Raw genomic sequence first — 17,313 nt, forward strand, 5'->3', positions numbered from 1 at the left:
AGAAATAATGAAAGCTATTGAATTAAAAAATGTCAAAAAATCTTTTAAGGATGGGGATGAAACAATAGAGGCTTTAAAAGAAACTAATTTCTCTGTTGATAAGGGTGAGTTTGTGGCAATCATTGGGCCTTCAGGTTCTGGAAAAAGTACCTTACTTACTATTGCCGGCGGACTGCAAAGTCCTTCTTCTGGGGAAATTTGGATTAATGGCCGAGCTTTAAATGAAAAAAAGGAGAAAGCACGCGCTAAGGTTCGTTTTGAAGAAATTGGTTTTATTTTACAAGCTTCTAATCTCGTGCCATTCTTAACGGTTAAGAAACAACTTCAATTGGTTGACAAGGTAAATAAGGCAAAAGAAAATAGAGCAGGCTTAGACTTACTCAAGCGTTTAGGGCTTGAAAAATTGGTGGATAAATATCCTGAGGAACTTTCTGGTGGAGAACGCCAACGGGTAGCTATTGTTCGTGCTTTATATAATGACCCTACAATCATTTTGGCTGATGAACCGACCGCAAGTTTGGATACTGAAAAAGCTTATGAAGTGGTTAAAATATTAGCTAAGGAAGCAAAAGAAAAAAATAAGGCAACAATTATGGTCACTCATGATTTACGTTTGGTTGATTATTGTGACAAAGTTTATCTGATGGAAGATGGGCGTTTAAATGAGAAAGTTGACTAAGTTTGAAGTCTTCGTATTTAGAATATGAAGACTTTTTTCATTATTTTACAACATGTTTGCTATAATAGATTCTAATAAGAAATTATTTTTAATAAATGGTCGGATTCTTATTCTAGAATAGCTAATTTATGGTAGAATGTTCTTATGAATATTGTTCTAAAATTAGAGACTAAAGAACGCCAACAGCTCGCTGAGAAATACAAATCCTATGAGCAAGTTTCCAAAAATCCTTACATCACTTTTTTTGCCAAGGTTGGGAAAACTTCTATCTCGGTTTATACTTCTGGAAAAGTTGTTTTTCAAGGAAACGAGGCTGAAAAATTAGCGAGTGACTTTGGTCATATTGCTCAAGTCGTTCCTCAAAAACAAACAAATCTTATTGGGACTGACGAGGTGGGCAACGGGTCATATTTTGGTGGTTTAATGGTTACTGCTAGTTTTGTCAGTGAAGAAAACTTGAATTTTCTAAAGGAAATTGGAGTCGCTGATTCTAAAAAATTAACTGACGAAAAAATTTGTCAAATTGCTCCAAAATTGATTGATAGAATTCCACATGTTGCTTTAGTGGTTGAACCTGCCAAGTATAATGAGGTGATTGCTTCTGGTTATAATGCTGTCAGCATTAAAGTTGCTCTCCATAATCAAGCCATTTATCTTCTTGAAAAACAATTAGGTCATAAGCCTGAAAATATTGTTATTGATGCTTTCACAACGGAAGCAAATTATAAAAAATATGTTAATAAAGAACAAAATCATCCGCTGACAAAGGTAACTTTACTGACAAAAGCTGAAGATCAGTTTCTGGCTGTTGCTGTCAGTTCAATTATTTCTCGTTATCTTTTTTTAGAAAATCTAAAAAAATTATCTAAAGAATCAGGTTTCACGTTACCCAGTGGGGCAGGAAATTTATCTGACAAAATTGCAGCACAAATTATCAAAAGTCAGGGAGTTGATGCTCTGAATCAGTTAGCAAAACTTCATTTTGCTAATACACAAAAAGCGATTAAAATCGCTCAATTATAGAAAGTAAAATTATGATGAAATTTTTAAAAGAGTGGGGATTATTTCTCTTTATAATTATCGCTATTCTTCTCTCACGTGTCTTTCTTTGGTCACTTGTTGTTGTGGATGGTCATTCAATGGACCCAACTTTAGCTGACAAGGAACGTCTGGTTATTGTAAGAAAATCAACCATTAATCGTTTTGATATTGTTGTTGCCAAAGAAGAAACAGCCGATGGTTCAACTAAAGATATCGTGAAACGTGTCATTGGAATGCCTGGAGATACTATAAAATTCGACCACGACCAACTCACAATCAATAACAAAGTTTATCCAGAAAATTATCTCAAAGATTACCAAAAGCAACTTGCTGACGGTCAGTTGGAAAAAACTTACGGTAAGTATCCTTTAACAAATGCACTCAGTGAACAAAACCGCAGTTTGTTTGTTAGTTTAGCTCAAAGTACCAAAGCATTTACCACTGACAGCACTGGTAATCCAACCTTTACAGTAAAAGTTCCTGAGGGACAATACTTCCTGATGGGAGATAATCGGGTAGTTTCTCAAGATAGTCGCGCAGTTGGAACTTTCAAACGTTCAGCAATTGTTGGTGAAGCGAAATTACGAGTGTGGCCACTCAACAAAATTTCTTTCTTTTAAGTAAATAAATATAAAAAGTTACTGACAGAATGTCCTGTCAGTAACTTTTTATTTGTCATTAAATATATTTCCCAATTGAACATCAATTGAGCGGTTAGCAATGTCAATTCGATCAACTTTCAAGATTGATTTGTAATCATCAATCAATCGCTCACCTTTAAATGGTCCTTCAAGAAAAACGGCAACACCGGCAAGTAAACAATCAAATTCATGAACAAGACTTCTCATTCCATTAATTGTTCCTGCGCCTTTCATGAAGTCATCAACAATCAAAACATTTTGACCAATTGAAAGGCTCCGTTTGGATAAAGTCATATTTTCAACACGAGAGCTTGAGCCTGACATATAATTTACATTAAGCGTTGCTCCTTCGGTCACTTTAGGGTCACGACGAACAATTACGAAAGGAACATCTAGAATCTCAGCAACTGACTGAGCAATTGGAATCCCTTTTGTGGCAATAGTCATGACGACATCAACTTGCTTTTCATGATACTCATGAGCAATAATTTGACCGATTTTACGAAGATTTGATGGAGTACCCAAAATATCTGACAGATAAATATATCCTCCAGGTAAAATTCGATTTTCTTCACGTAAAAGTTCAGCAATTTCCTGACTCATTTCCAACGAACGTTCGTCAGTAATGTAAGGCGTAAACCGAACTCCTCCAAGGCTACCTGGGAAAGTTTCAACCAGACCTACTCCTTGGTTTTCAAAAACACGTTTGATAAATACTAAATCTTCTGAGATAGATGATTTGGCCACCTCATAATGTTTACTTAATTCATTTAAATTTAGCATTTGATTGGGATGATTAATTAAAAAATTTGTAAAATCAACTAAACGTTCGTTTCTTTTCATTTATTATCTCATCTCCTATTTGATAAGCTTATTATAGCATGGCATTTCCGAACATTCAAGTTTCACATGAAACAATTTTACTGACAGATTTCAGATTCATAAAATATTTTTCTGTCAGTAACGTTTCATTTTAAAATCAAAATAAAAAAAGCAGTATCACTTAGATATTGCTTTTTCACTTTTAGGAGTAAAGTTATGAAAAAATTTTTTTGGAATAAATATATTATAGCTTCACTGACTTAATGGTTCATTAAGTCAAGATAAAGTGAAACTAAACTAAAGAAAATCTTGTCAGTAAAAAAATAACCTGTCAGTACTGACAGGTTATCTCATATTATTAAAATTAAAACTTAGTCAGCGTTACGGCCGTTTTTAGCAATAATTTCTTCTTGTACTGATTTAGGTACGTCTGAATAGTGGTCAAATACCATCATGAAAGTACCACGTCCTTGTGTAGATGAACGGAGAGTAGTTGCGTAACCGAACATTTCAGCAAGTGGAACGAAAGCATTAACGATTTGTGATTTACCGTGAGCTTCCATTGAGTTAACTTGACCACGACGAGCAGTCACGTGACCCATGATATCTCCAAGGTTTTCTTCAGGAACAGTGATTGTAACTTTCATCATTGGTTCAAGAATTGCTGGTTTCGCAGTTTTAGCAGCTTCTTTCATTGCAAGAGAAGCGGCAACCTTGAAGGCAGTTTCTGATGAATCGACATCATGGTATGAACCATCATAAAGTTTAGCTTTAATGTCAACCATTGGGTATCCAGCAAGGACACCGTTAGCCATAGTTTCTACCAAACCTTTTTCAACGGCTGGTACGAATTCACGAGGAACGACACCACCGACGATAGCATTTTCAAATTCAAATCCAGCGCCTTCTTCGTTAGGTGTGAATTCGATCCATACGTCACCATATTGACCTTTACCACCTGATTGACGTTTGAAGAATCCACGTGCTGAAGTTCCAGCGCGGAATGTTTCACGGTAAGCAACTTGAGGCGCACCAACATTTGCTTCAACTTTGAATTCACGTTTCATACGGTCAACAAGAACGTCCAAGTGAAGTTCACCCATACCAGAGATAACTGTTTCACCAGTTTCTGGGTTTGTTTCAACACGGAAAGTTGGATCTTCTTCAGCCAATTTTTGAAGGGCAACACCCATCTTATCTTGGTCAGCTTTAGTTTTAGGTTCAACCATCAATTGGATAACTGGTTCTGGAACTTCAATTGATTCAAGGATGATTTTAGCTTTTTCATCTGTCAATGAGTCACCAGTTGTCGTATTTTTCAAACCAACAGCAGCAGCGATATCCCCAGCATAAACTGTTTGGATTTCTTTACGAGTGTTAGCGTGCATTTGAAGAATACGTCCGATACGTTCACGTTTACCTTTTGAAGTATTCAAAACGTATGAACCAGCATCAAGTGTACCTGAGTAAACGCGGAAGAATGAAAGACGTCCAACAAATGGGTCAGTCATGATTTTGAAAGCAAGAGCTGCAAATGGTTCTTCATCTGAAGCTGGGCGTTCGTCTTCTTCGTCTGTATCTGGGTTAACACCTTGGATTGCAGGGATATCAAGTGGGCTTGGAAGGTAGTCAATAACTGCATCAAGCATCATTTGAACACCTTTGTTCTTGAAGGCAGAACCAGCAAGCATTGGGTAGAAGTCAACATTGATTGTTGCTTTACGGATTGCAGCTTTAAGTTCTGCTTCTGGAATTTCTTCACCAGCAAAATATTTTTCCATGATATCTTCATCGAAATCAGCAATTGCTTCGATGAGTTTTTCACGCCATTCGTTTGCAAGTTCTGTGTATTCTTCAGCATTGAAATCCAAAGCTGCCAATTCAGCGTTAAATTCGTCTGAACCTACAACAGTTTCTTTAATATCTGTACCAAGGTCGTTAGTATAGATTTCAGATTTCATAGTTACCAAGTCAATGATACCGATGAAGTCATCTTCTGCACCAATTGGAATTTGGATTGGATGAGCATTAGCACCCAAACGATCTCCCAAAGTAGAAAGTGAGTAGTAGAAATCAGCACCGATTTTGTCCATTTTGTTAGCAAAAACGATACGTGGAACACCGTATTCAGTCGCTTGACGCCATACAGTTTCTGTTTGTGGTTCAACACCTGATTGAGCATCAAGAACGGTAACAGCACCATCAAGAACACGGAGTGAACGTTGTACTTCAATTGTGAAGTCCACGTGACCTGGTGTGTCAATGATATTTACGCGGTTACCTTTCCATTCAGCAGTTGTTGCTGCAGATGTGATTGTGATACCACGTTCTTGTTCTTGCTCCATCCAGTCCATTTGTGATGCACCTTCGTGAGTTTCACCGATTTTATGGATTTTACCAGTGTAGTAAAGAACACGTTCAGTTGTTGTTGTTTTACCAGCATCGACGTGGGCCATGATACCGATATTACGTGTATTAGCAAGTGAAAATTCGCGAGCCATTTTGTTCTCCTATTTGATTTTAGTCATGAGAATTTCTCATTAGTTTTATTGTATCAAATTAATGTTAAAAAATTAAAACAAAACCGAGCAGGCGAGGAGCCCAAGCCCGGTAATGTTCGTTTTTACATCAATTCGATGTTACTTTACAATCTTTAAGACTGATCGTAAAATTTATTTGCTAAGCAGAAGCGAGAAAGAAGGTTCCGAAGCGTACTAGAGTACGCGAGGGTTCTTCTAACGAAGCAGCTGCAACGCAAATAGATTTTACCAGCGGAAGTGAGCGAACGCACGGTTAGCTTCAGCCATTTTGTGAGTATCTTCACGTTTTTTGACTGCTGCACCTGTGTTGTTAGCTGCATCCAAGATTTCTTTTGCAAGACGATCTTGCATTGTGTGTTCACCACGGTTACGAGCGATTGTTACCAACCAACGAAGTCCAAGAGTTGTACGACGTTCTGGACGAACTTCAACTGGGACTTGATAGTTAGAACCACCGACACGACGAGCGCGAACTTCAAGAACTGGCATGATGTTTTCCATAGCAGTTTCGAAGACTTCGAGTGGGTTGTTTCCAGTAGCTTCTTCAATTTGTTTGAAGGCACCGTAAACGATTTGAGCCGCAACACCACGTTTACCATCAAGCATAACGCGGTTGATAAGACGAGTTACGACGATTGAGTTGTACATTGGATCTGCCAAAACTTCACGTTTTGGGGCACGATTTTTACGCATTCTTACTTATCTCCCTTCTTAAGCTTTTGGTTTTTTAGCACCGTATTTAGAACGGCTTTGTTTACGGTCAGCGACACCTGCTGTATCAAGTGCACCACGAACGATATGGTAACGTACCCCTGGAAGGTCTTTTACACGTCCACCACGAAGAAGTACAACACTGTGTTCTTGGAGGTTGTGTCCGATACCTGGGATGTACGCTGTTACTTCCATAAGGTTTGAAAGACGTACACGCGCGAATTTACGAAGCGCTGAGTTAGGTTTTTTAGGAGTCATAGTACCAACACGAGTTGCTACTCCACGTTTTTGTGGGCTTGCAAGTTTAGTTTGTACTTTTTTACGGCTGTTGTAGCCAACGTTCATTGCTGGTGATTTAGATTTAGTCACTTGAGCACGACGTGGTTTGCGTACCAATTGGTTAATTGTAGGCATTTTACTGTCTGCTTTTTGTATTTTTCCACATTTTTATGCGAAGCGATGAGAAATACAAAAGCATTCCTTTCTTTTTATTGGATGGCGAATCGCCAATTTTTTAGTCAGTATATGGTCGCTTAAGCCAAGTTCTGACAAGAAGTTTAGCAACTTATACAAGTTCTCCTGAGAGTCCAAAGTAAAAAGTACCGTTTAATATAATATCATTTTTTATAACAATTGTCAATCTATTTTTTAGAATTGATTTTGAAAAAATAAAACTATTTAATTATCTATCAAGTTTTGAATCTATTGTACCTTACGAATAGACTATGGTATAATCGAGTCATGAAAAAAATTGCAATTATTTTTTGTAGTTTCCTGATTAGTCTGTCAGTCCTTTCGGGCTTTTCTGTCAGTGCTGCTACGACTCCAACGACAAATGATTTTACAGTTGCTGCTAAATCAGCAATTGCTATTGATGCCTCAAGTGGTAAAATTTTATACGCGCAAAATGCTGATGATGCAAGCACTCGGATCGCCTCTATCACTAAATTACTGACAGCCTATTTAGTTTACAAAAATGTAGCTGAAAATAAATTGACTTGGAATACTAAAGTTCCTATTTCAGATTATGCTTATGAATTAACTCAAAATTCTAATGCTTCCAATATTCCCCTTGCTCAAAATGGTCAATATACTGTCAAAGATTTATTGAATGCTTTACTTCTTCCGTCAGCAAATTCTGCTGCTGTCGCTTTAGCTGAAAAAATTGCTGGTTCAGAACCAAAATTTGTTGATATGATGACAAAACAAATGAAAGACTGGGGAATTACTGACAGCCATCTCGTCAATGCTTCTGGCTTACCAAATGATGATTTAAACGGTCATATTTATCCAGGGTCTGGTGCCTCAGCAACAAACACAATGAGCGCAAAGGCTGTAGCAACACTTAGTTATCATCTTATTCAAGATTTTCCAGAAATTCTTAAAATCACTAAAAAAACAGAAATTCCTTTTGATACCGGCAATGAAGCAAAAATGACCTTAACTAATACCAATCAAATGCTTAGTGGTTTTTCTACTTCAAGAACTGGTGTGGATGGCTTGAAAACAGGTTCAACAAGTTTTCAAATTGACTGTTTTGCTGGAACAACAAATCAAAACGGTTTTAGAATCATTACGGTTGTTTTAGAAGCTACAGATCCTGCTGCTGACAACTCAACTCCTTTCACTCTCACAAATCAACTGATGAACTATGTTTATGGTCATTGGCGTACGACCAGTCTTGTGCAAAAAAATCAATCCTTAGATGATTTTAAAGAAATTACTGTGACTGATGGAAAAGAAAAATCTGTTCAACTCGTTGCTCCACAAAATATCACTCCCGTTGTTCCTTACGCTACAGATGGTAGTGCAGATACAAAATCACTGACAGTCAAATTCAGTAAGGAAAAAACAGCCTCCGTTGAAGCAACTGTGACTAAAAACCAAAAACTTGTCACTCTTTCTACTACAGTAAAGGATAGTTTAGGCTATCTTCCAAATTGTACCGCAGAACAAATTCCATTGGTTGCTAAGAAAACTGTCCCCCGTAGTAGCGCTCCAAAGGTTTTTTGGAATCATTTTGTAAATTTTGTTAATGAAAAACTCTAAAATTTTACTGACAGAAAACTTGTCAGTAAATTAACTCACAAAAAAAGCCGTCAATTTACTGACAGCTTTTTTATTATCCTTTAGATTTTACAATTGCAAGTAAAATTGCACCTGTTACGAATAAAACAATCCCAATTCCAACATAAACCAATTCTTTTTTGGTTTTCTTTTCACCAAGGAAGAGAATTCCTCCAATAGTTGAAATGATGACACCTAATTGCGAGAATGAAAAGGCAATTGCGTTACCAGCAGCGCTTGCAGCCATAAGCATAAAGATATTACCTACACCCCACATTGCTCCAACAATCATATTTTGATAAACATATTTTTCCATTTTAATTTTGAAACGACCCATCACAAGTGCTCCAAAAATCATTCCAACTGACATTGGCAAGATAATTGTCAATGTATCAAAATGAACATTGAACCAAAGTACTGCTAAGTTATTGAAAAGAATAACATAGATAACATATCCCAAAGTTGAGTAAGTTAAAGCAGTCAATCCTTTAGTATAATTACGTCCTTCTTCAACTACTGCATTTTCTGGGTCACGCTTAGCTGAGAAATAGAATCCAACTACCAAAACAGCCATCGCAATAAATCCGAGAATAAATTGAATTTGTTTTGTCCATTCGTGGAAAGCAAAAACCCCAATCAATCCACCAATTACTAATTGACTCCCTGATGAAAGTGGACTTGCTACTGAAACACCCATGTATTTCATTGAATTAAACTGACCAAATTGTCCAATTGCCCAAAGCAATCCACCAATAAATCCAATTAAGAAAATTTGCCATGTCAACGTTGGCATGCGGAATAAGAAAACAATAAGTGCAAAAACAAAAGCGCCCAAAGTCATTCCAAGTGTTTGTTGTTTAGCATCACCACCAAATTTATTAGCTACAAATCCGATAGAACCCCAAGCAAACATTGGAACAAGCGCGAGAAGAACTCCTTGCATGTGTATATTTACCTCTTTAAAATAGTTTTTTTACTTAAAAAAATAAGCATTTCTCTATTTTACTCTTTTTTTTGGAAAAAACAAGAGATAAAAGAATACATAAGATTCATAACTGTTCAAGTAAATTTATTTTCTTTTTTCGATTAGGACTAAAATTGGCGGCGTATGAATTTGGTTAAGAGGTGCATAAGAAGTCACTTCCCAGTCCTTTTGTGACAAACTAGAAGTCCACTTAATAACGGCATCTTTTTCTTCCATTCCCCCCTCATGACCGTAATAAATCATAATCGCAATTCTTCCACCTACAACTAACTGATTAGTCAAAGCATCTAGAGCAGTCAAAGTGGTATCAGCTTTTGTAACCACACTTTTATCAGTTTTTGGTAAATATCCAAGATTAAAAATAGCTGCTTTGATTGGCTCTTTGACGTATTCAGAAAGCTTTTCATGACCAGACAAAACTAGATTTACTGACGGCTCTGTCAGTAAATTCGAGAGATTTTTTTCAAATATTTGATTCTTTATTCCAGCATCATCTAAACGTTTTTCAGTTGCATTTAGCGCTTCTTCTTGCACATCAAAAGCATATACATTCGCCCCTAATTCCGCTAAAAATTGAGTATCATAACCATTCCCCATCGTTGCATCCACCACAACATCATTAGTTTTGATGATATCTTTCAACATCCAGTGAGCCATTTCTAACTGTTTTAACATTTATTTCCTCATCACTTTCTAATTATTTTTATATACCAATTTCAGTTTTACTGACAGATTTTCAATTTCTTTCCTATTATAACACCAAATTCAATAAAAAAGAGATGAATAAAAATTCACCTCCTGTCAGTTAAAATGTAATTAGATCACTAATCCGAACATCTTTACAACCTTGAACACTTCCTCGCCGCTCCATTTCAGCATCAATACTATTCAAAACTTCCCACTTTTTTAAAGACCACATAGGTCCAATAATTAAATCCCGCGGAGCATCTCCTGTTAAACGATGAATAACAATTTCTTTTGGAATCATCTCTAGTTGGTCACAAATCACTTTTACATATTCCTCTTGCGACATCAGCTGTAATTTTCCTTCATGATAATCACGTTGCAAACGAGTTTGCTTCATCAAATGAAGTAAATGTAATTTCACACCTTGAATATCAGAATCTAAAACCATTCTTCGAACATTTTCTAACATCATCTCACTAGTTTCACCAGGTAAACCATTGATTAAGTGAGTACAAACATTAATATTATGAACCCTCAATCGCTTCACCGCATCTACATAGGTTTCATAATCATGAGCTCGATTAATCAAATCTGATGTTTCTTCATAAGTTGTCTGCAGACCCAAATCAATCCAAACTTCCATTCGACGATTTAATTCTGCCAAGTAATCTACAACGTCATCTGGTAAACAGTCAGGTCGAGTACCAATTGAAATACCTACAACATCTGGTTGGTTTACCGCTTGTTCAAAACGCTCTCTCAGTACTTCAACAGGGGCGTGAGTATTAGTGAAATTTTGAAAATAAACAATATATTTCTTCACTCCAGGCCACTTTTTATGAAATTGAGCCACTTCGGCAGCAAATTGGTTCGCAATTGGAGCTTCTGGCTCCAAAATCATGTCCCCTGAACCAGATACTGTACAAAAAGTACATCCACCATGAGCAACCGTACCATCCCGATTAGGGCAGTCAAAACCAGCATCAATAGGAACTTTAAATATTTTTTCACCAAAATTGGTTCGCAAATATTCATTCCAAGTTGTATATCTCTTTTGCATTCTATATCATCTCTCCGTTTATCAAATTATATCAAAATTTCTTAAACATTTTCTATATTTATAATAAAAAAAGAGACCCGTAGGTCTCTTAAAAGCTGCGGATGTCAGACTCGAACTGACGACATCATGATTAACAGTCATGCGCTACTACCAACTGAGCTAATCCGCAATAACATAAAACTCGGTTCCCCGAGTTTTAATAATATAGTCCGTACGGGATTCGAACCCGTGTTACCGCCGTGAAAAGGCGGTGTCTTAACCCCTTGACCAACGGACCATACTTTCAACTTGGCCACTCGCCTATCTCCCAGGGGGCAACCCCCAAGTACTTCCGCCGTAGATGGACTTAACTTCTGTGTTCGACATGGGAACAGGTGTATCTCCATCGCAATGATGACCAAATCATTAAATGTTACCTTGAACATTCAAAACTAAATAACAATTCTTCTAACTTTTAAACCATAAGCATATTATATTTGACTCTTTTGGTAAAGTCCTCGAGCGATTAGTACTGGTCCGCTCCAAGTCTCGCAACTCTTCCACTTCCAGCCTATCTACCAGATCATCTCTCTGGGCTCTTAATTCTTACGAATGGGTAATCTCATCTTGAGGTGGGCTTCGCACTTAGATGCTTTCAGCGCTTATCCCTTCCCTACATAGCTATCCAGCCGTGCTCCTGGCGGAACAACTGGTACACCAGCGGTAAGTCCATCCCGGTCCTCTCGTACTAAGGACAGATCCTCTCAAATTACCTACGCCCGCGACGGATAGGGACCGAACTGTCTCACGACGTTCTGAACCCAGCTCGCGTGCCGCTTTAATGGGCGAACAGCCCAACCCTTGGGACCGACTACAGCCCCAGGATGCGACGAGCCGACATCGAGGTGCCAAACCTCCCCGTCGATGTGAACTCTTGGGGGAGATAAGCCTGTTATCCCCAGGGTAGCTTTTATCCGTTGAGCGATGGCCCTTCCATGCGGTACCACCGGATCACTAAGTCCTAGTTTCCTACCTGCTCGAGTTGTAGCTCTCGCAGTCAAGCTGGCTTTTACCTTTACACTCTACGATTGATTTCCAACCAATCTGAGCCAACCTTTGAGCGCCTCCGTTACTCTTTAGGAGGCGACCGCCCCAGTCAAACTGTCCGTCAGACACTGTCTCCCTGGCCGATTATGCCAGCGGGTTAGAGTAACCATAAGTCAAGGGTAGTATCCCAACAACGCCTCAATAGAAACTAGCGTCCCTATTTCAATGGCTCCTACCTATCCTGTACATGACTTACAGGTACTCAATATCAAACTACAGTAAAGCTCCATGGGGTCTTTCCGTCCTGTCGCGGGTAACCTGCATCTTCACAGGTACTAAAATTTCACCGAGTCTCTCGTTGAGACAGTGCCCAAATCATTACGCCTTTCGTGCGGGTCGGAACTTACCCGACAAGGAATTTCGCTACCTTAGGACCGTTATAGTTACGGCCGCCGTTTACTGGGGCTTCAATTCATACCTTCGACTTACGTCTAAGCACTCCTCTTAACCTTCCAGCACCGGGCAGGCGTCACCCCCTATACATCACCTTGCGGTTTAGCAGAGAGCTGTGTTTTTGATAAACAGTTGCTTGGGCCTATTCACTGCGGCTGGCTTTTACACCAGCACCCCTTCTCCCGAAGTTACGGGGCTATTTTGCCGAGTTCCTTAACGAGAGTTCTCTCGATCACCTGAGGCTACTCGCCTCGACTACCTGTGTCGGTTTGCGGTACGGGTAGATATGACTTTACGCTAGAAGCTTTTCTTGGCAGTGTGACATCAGAGAGTTCGCAACCGTAGTTGCTTCCCCATCACAGCTCAATGTTAAAGAGAAATGCATTTGACACATCTCACACCTCACTGCTTAGACCAGAATCCATTAACTGGCATCTCTTAGCCTACTGCGTCCCTCCATCACGATCATATCTAGTACTGGAATATCAACCAGTTGTCCATCGACTACGCCTTTCGGCCTCGCCTTAGGTCCCGACTAACCCAGGGCGGACGAGCCTTCCCCTGGAAACCTTAGTCTTACGGTGGATAAGATTCTCACTTATCTTGCGCTACTCATACCGGCATTCTCACTTCTTAACGCTCCAGCACTCCTCACGGTATACCTTCATCGCGGTTAAGAACGCTCTCCTACCATTTAATTAAATTAAATCCAAAGCTTCGGTAATATGTTTAGCCCCGGTACATTTTCGGCGCAGGGTCACTCGACTAGTGAGCTATTACGCACTCTTTGAATGATAGCTGCTTCTGAGCTAACATCCTAGTTGTCTGTGCAACCCCACATCCTTTTCCACTTAACATATATTTTGGGACCTTAGCTGTTGGTCTGGGCTGTTTCCCTTTCGACTACGGATCTTAGCACTCGCAGTCTGACTGCCGAACATGTGTATTAGCATTCGGAGTTTATCTGAGATTGGTAATCCTAGACGGACCCCTCACCCAAACAGTGCTCTACCTCCAATACACTTACATTTCGACGCTAGCCCTAAAGCTATTTCGGAGAGAACCAGCTATCTCCCAGTTCGTTTGGAATTTCTCCGCTATCCACAAGTCATCCAAACACTTTTCAACGTGTCCTGGTTCGGGCCTCCAGTGCGTCTTACCACACCTTCACCCTGCTCATGGATAGGTCACTAGGTTTCGGGTCTACATCATGATACTAAGTCGCCCTATTCAGACTCGGTTTCCCTACGGCTCCGTCTCTTCAACTTAACCTCGCATCATAACGTAACTCGCCGGTTCATTCTACAAAAGGCACGCTCTCACCCATTAACGGGCTCGAACTTCTTGTAGGCACACGGTTTCAGGTGCTATTTCACTCCCCTCTCGGGGTTCTTTTCACCTTTCCCTCACGGTACTGGTTCACTATCGGTCACTAAGGAGTATTTAGGGTTGGGAGATGGTCCTCCCGGATTCAAACTGGATTTCGCGTGTCCAGCCCTACTCAGGATACTGCTAGGTATAAGCGCTATTTCGTCTACGGGATTATTACCCTCTTTGATTAACCTTCCCAGGTTATTCGACTATAATGCTTAAGTCCACGTTGCAGTCCTACAACCCCAAGAAGCAAGCTTCTTGGTTTGCCCTTCTTCGCGTTCGCTCGCCGCTACTTACGAAATCGTTTTTACTTTCTCTTCCTGCAGGTACTTAGATGTTTCAGTTCTCTGCGTTACCTTTACATGAGCTATGTATTCACTCATGAATAACTGCTAGTAGCAGCTGGGTTTCCCCATTCGGAGACCTAGGGATCAATGCGTACTTACTGCTCCCCCTAGAATATCGTCGTTAGTCACGTCCTTCATCGGCTCTTAGTGCCAAGGCATCCACCGTGCGCCCTTATTAACTTTGCCATGATGATTTATAATCATCGTTTTTCAAGTATAAGTTTGTAAATTCTTTAAAATTCACAGCTTTTGGTTTATTTATCGTTATTAGATATTGTTATTTAGTTTTCAATGTTCAAGTGATTTTAACGTCTTGTCTGACAATGGAGCCTAGCGGGATCGAACCGCTGACCTCCTGCGTGCAAAGCAGGCGCTCTCCCAGCTGAGCTAAGGCCCCACAATCAAGAATTTGATTCTTGCTTAGGTTTATGACTAAACCCCTCAAAACTGAATAAAGTTGAATGCTCACGTCTTTGTATATATTCCTTAGAAAGGAGGTGATCCAGCCGCACCTTCCGATACGGCTACCTTGTTACGACTTCACCCCAGTCATCGGTCTTACCTTAGGAAGCGCCCTCCTTGCGGTTAGGCAACCTACTTCGGGTACTCCCAACTCCCGTGGTGTGACGGGCGGTGTGTACAAGGCCCGGGAACGTATTCACCGCGGCGTGCTGATCCGCGATTACTAGCGATTCCGACTTCATGTAGGCGAGTTGCAGCCTACAATCCGAACTGAGAATGGTTTTAAGAGATTAGCTAAACATCACTGTCTCGCGACTCGTTGTACCATCCATTGTAGCACGTGTGTAGCCCAGGTCATAAGGGGCATGATGATTTGACGTCATCCCCACCTTCCTCCGGTTTATCACCGGCAGTCTCGTTAGAGTGCCCAACTTAATGATGGCAACTAACAATAGGGGTTGCGCTCGTTGCGGGACTTAACCCAACATCTCACGACACGAGCTGACGACAACCATGCACCACCTGTATCCCGTGTCCCGAAGGAACTTCCTATCTCTAGGAATAGCACGAGTATGTCAAGACCTGGTAAGGTTCTTCGCGTTGCTTCGAATTAAACCACATGCTCCACCGCTTGTGCGGGCCCCCGTCAATTCCTTTGAGTTTCAACCTTGCGGTCGTACTCCCCAGGCGGAGTGCTTATTGCGTTAGCTGCGATACAGAGAACTTATAGCTCCCTACATCTAGCACTCATCGTTTACGGCGTGGACTACCAGGGTATCTAATCCTGTTTGCTCCCCACGCTTTCGAGCCTCAGTGTCAGTTACAGGCCAGAGAGCCGCTTTCGCCACCGGTGTTCCTCCATATATCTACGCATTTCACCGCTACACATGGAATTCCACTCTCCTCTCCTGCACTCAAGTCTACCAGTTTCCAATGCATACAATGGTTGAGCCACTGCCTTTTACACCAGACTTAATAAACCACCTGCGCTCGCTTTACGCCCAATAAATCCGGACAACGCTCGGGACCTACGTATTACCGCGGCTGCTGGCACGTAGTTAGCCGTCCCTTTCTGGGTAGTTACCGTCACTTGATGAGCTTTCCACTCTCACCAACGTTCTTCTCTACCAACAGAGTTTTACGATCCGAAAACCTTCTTCACTCACGCGGCGTTGCTCGGTCAGACTTTCGTCCATTGCCGAAGATTCCCTACTGCTGCCTCCCGTAGGAGTTTGGGCCGTGTCTCAGTCCCAATGTGGCCGATCACCCTCTCAGGTCGGCTATGTATCATCGCCTTGGTGAGCCTTTACCTCACCAACTAGCTAATACAACGCGGGATCATCTTTGAGTGATGCAATTGCATCTTTCAAACTTAAAACTTGTGTTTAAAGTTTTTATGCGGTATTAGCATTCGTTTCCAAATGTTGTCCCCCGCTCAAAGGCAGATTCCCCACGCGTTACTCACCCGTTCGCTGCTCATCCAGTCGGTACAAGTACCAACCTTCAGCGCTCAACTTGCATGTATTAGGCACGCCGCCAGCGTTCGTCCTGAGCCAGGATCAAACTCTCAAATAAAGTATTTAAGTCACCTTAGTGACTGGCTTGTCTTTCATTATTGATTGACAGATTTTTGATGTATCTTACTACATCACATGAGTCATTCTTCTTTATTCAGTTTTCAATGGTCTAGCTTATCGCTTCAAGACCCTCGTCTCTTGCGACAACTATTATATTCTATCAAACCTAACTAAACTTGTCAAGAATTAACTGTGACTTTTATACCTTTTTTTATCTTACGTTCGCTTTTTCCCTCCACTGTATTCGCTTTATTTCATGCCACCACTGATTTTCATTAGTTTTTATTTTTTCTTATTTTTTAATAAGATAAGGTGCTTATTTTAGTCTTCTTTACCTTCTGAGAATAAAATTCTTTGATTTTTCACGTAGAAATGATGTTTTTAAGCTTAACTAAATTTTTATTATAAATAATAGAAAATTGAATTCTCTTTTATTTTGTAGCAAATAGTTTGTCTCTATATTCAGTCTTTATATAGTAGAAAACTTAAAATTTAACAATTTATTTTTAAATTCTTGGATTTTATTACATTAGAAATAAAATATCCCCAAAGATAGAACTGACTGTCTAAAAGCTGTGGTAAATTTTTCTTATTTTTTTCTTTTTCCACAGCAAATAATCTATAAATTTAACTTTTTTTGATTTGTGGATAAGTCCGTATGCATTTGGTATTCCTTATCTTTTTCTGTGGATAAAAAAACTTTTACACATTATCCACAGTTTTGTTAATAACTTTTTCTTATGGTGGAAAACTTTCTTTTGTTAATTTCAACAGACTGTGGAAAAATATAATGTGAAATGATATAATGAGTTATCAACAAACTAAAAAGTAAAGGAGTAAT

Annotated in this window: 11 protein-coding genes, 3 tRNA genes and 3 rRNA genes; 4 read left to right on the forward strand and 13 right to left on the reverse strand. The window is 39.8% G+C overall.

The window, feature by feature from the left end:
- The first annotated feature begins 7 nt into the window (after positions 1-7).
- The 3 genes from PYW37_RS12775 (at position 8) to lepB (ending at position 2,340) form a co-directional block, all read left to right on the forward strand.
- Positions 8-679 carry an ABC transporter ATP-binding protein gene (locus tag PYW37_RS12775; protein ID WP_025017198.1) on the forward strand — a complete coding sequence of 224 codons (672 nt, stop codon included), beginning with the start codon at positions 8-10 and terminating at the stop codon, positions 677-679.
- Positions 680-823: 144 nt separating this feature from the next.
- Positions 824-1,702, forward strand: coding sequence for a ribonuclease HIII (gene rnhC, locus PYW37_RS12780; RefSeq protein WP_010906420.1), 879 nt, complete (start codon positions 824-826; stop codon positions 1,700-1,702).
- A gap of 11 nt (positions 1,703-1,713) precedes the next feature.
- Positions 1,714-2,340, forward strand: coding sequence for a signal peptidase I (lepB, locus tag PYW37_RS12785; protein ID WP_012898725.1), 627 nt, complete (start codon positions 1,714-1,716; stop codon positions 2,338-2,340).
- A gap of 48 nt (positions 2,341-2,388) precedes the next feature.
- Here lepB and purR read toward each other — a convergent pair whose 3' ends face one another.
- From purR to rpsL, 4 genes are all read right to left on the reverse strand, one after another.
- Positions 2,389-3,204: a pur operon repressor gene (gene purR, locus PYW37_RS12790; RefSeq protein WP_010906422.1), complete on the reverse strand. Its 816-nt coding sequence runs from the start codon at positions 3,202-3,204 to the stop codon at positions 2,389-2,391.
- 350 nt (positions 3,205-3,554) lie between these two features.
- Complete coding sequence (fusA, locus tag PYW37_RS12795; RefSeq protein ID WP_003129877.1) at positions 3,555-5,684, reverse strand: elongation factor G; 2,130 nt, start codon at positions 5,682-5,684, stop codon at positions 3,555-3,557.
- Between the two features lie 264 nt (positions 5,685-5,948).
- Complete coding sequence (gene rpsG, locus PYW37_RS12800) at positions 5,949-6,416, reverse strand: 30S ribosomal protein S7 (protein ID WP_003129876.1); 468 nt, start codon at positions 6,414-6,416, stop codon at positions 5,949-5,951.
- A gap of 18 nt (positions 6,417-6,434) precedes the next feature.
- Entirely contained in the window at positions 6,435-6,848 is a 414-nt protein-coding gene (gene rpsL / locus PYW37_RS12805) for a 30S ribosomal protein S12 (RefSeq protein ID WP_003129874.1), read from the reverse strand.
- A 327-nt stretch (positions 6,849-7,175) separates the two neighbouring features.
- On the opposite strand from rpsL, the gene PYW37_RS12810 reads away from it, so the two are divergent.
- On the forward strand, positions 7,176-8,483 hold the full coding sequence (locus PYW37_RS12810) for a serine hydrolase (RefSeq protein WP_023189607.1): 1,308 nt from the start codon (positions 7,176-7,178) through the stop codon (positions 8,481-8,483).
- A gap of 73 nt (positions 8,484-8,556) precedes the next feature.
- On the opposite strand, the gene PYW37_RS12815 is transcribed toward PYW37_RS12810, so the two are convergent.
- The 9 genes from PYW37_RS12815 to PYW37_RS12855 form a co-directional block, all read right to left on the reverse strand.
- Positions 8,557-9,444, reverse strand: a complete 888-nt coding sequence (locus PYW37_RS12815; protein ID WP_003132622.1) for a GRP family sugar transporter — start codon at positions 9,442-9,444, stop codon at positions 8,557-8,559.
- Between the two features lie 126 nt (positions 9,445-9,570).
- The gene (gene mnmM, locus PYW37_RS12820) at positions 9,571-10,161 is read right to left on the reverse strand and encodes a tRNA 5-(aminomethyl)-2-thiouridylate-methyltransferase MnmM (RefSeq protein WP_023189606.1); all 591 of its coding nucleotides are present in this window, start codon (positions 10,159-10,161) and stop codon (positions 9,571-9,573) included.
- Between the two features lie 130 nt (positions 10,162-10,291).
- Complete coding sequence (gene mnmL, locus PYW37_RS12825) at positions 10,292-11,233, reverse strand: tRNA modification radical SAM protein MnmL/YtqA (RefSeq protein ID WP_023189605.1); 942 nt, start codon at positions 11,231-11,233, stop codon at positions 10,292-10,294.
- Positions 11,234-11,328: 95 nt separating this feature from the next.
- Positions 11,329-11,402, reverse strand: a tRNA-Asn gene (locus PYW37_RS12830).
- 36 nt (positions 11,403-11,438) lie between these two features.
- Positions 11,439-11,510: transfer RNA gene (locus PYW37_RS12835), tRNA-Glu, on the reverse strand.
- Between the two features lie 9 nt (positions 11,511-11,519).
- Positions 11,520-11,635, reverse strand: a 5S ribosomal RNA gene (gene rrf / locus PYW37_RS12840).
- A gap of 83 nt (positions 11,636-11,718) precedes the next feature.
- Positions 11,719-14,619: ribosomal RNA gene (locus PYW37_RS12845) — 23S ribosomal RNA — on the reverse strand.
- 138 nt (positions 14,620-14,757) lie between these two features.
- Positions 14,758-14,830: transfer RNA gene (locus PYW37_RS12850), tRNA-Ala, on the reverse strand.
- Positions 14,831-14,923: 93 nt separating this feature from the next.
- Positions 14,924-16,470, reverse strand: a 16S ribosomal RNA gene (locus tag PYW37_RS12855).
- Together the 16S, 23S and 5S rRNA genes with 3 tRNA genes alongside form the textbook arrangement of a ribosomal RNA operon.
- Positions 16,471-17,313: the final 843 nt, after the last annotated feature.

It is taken from the genome of Lactococcus lactis, from assembly GCF_029023865.1.
In the GTDB taxonomy this organism is placed as follows: domain Bacteria; phylum Bacillota; class Bacilli; order Lactobacillales; family Streptococcaceae; genus Lactococcus; species Lactococcus lactis.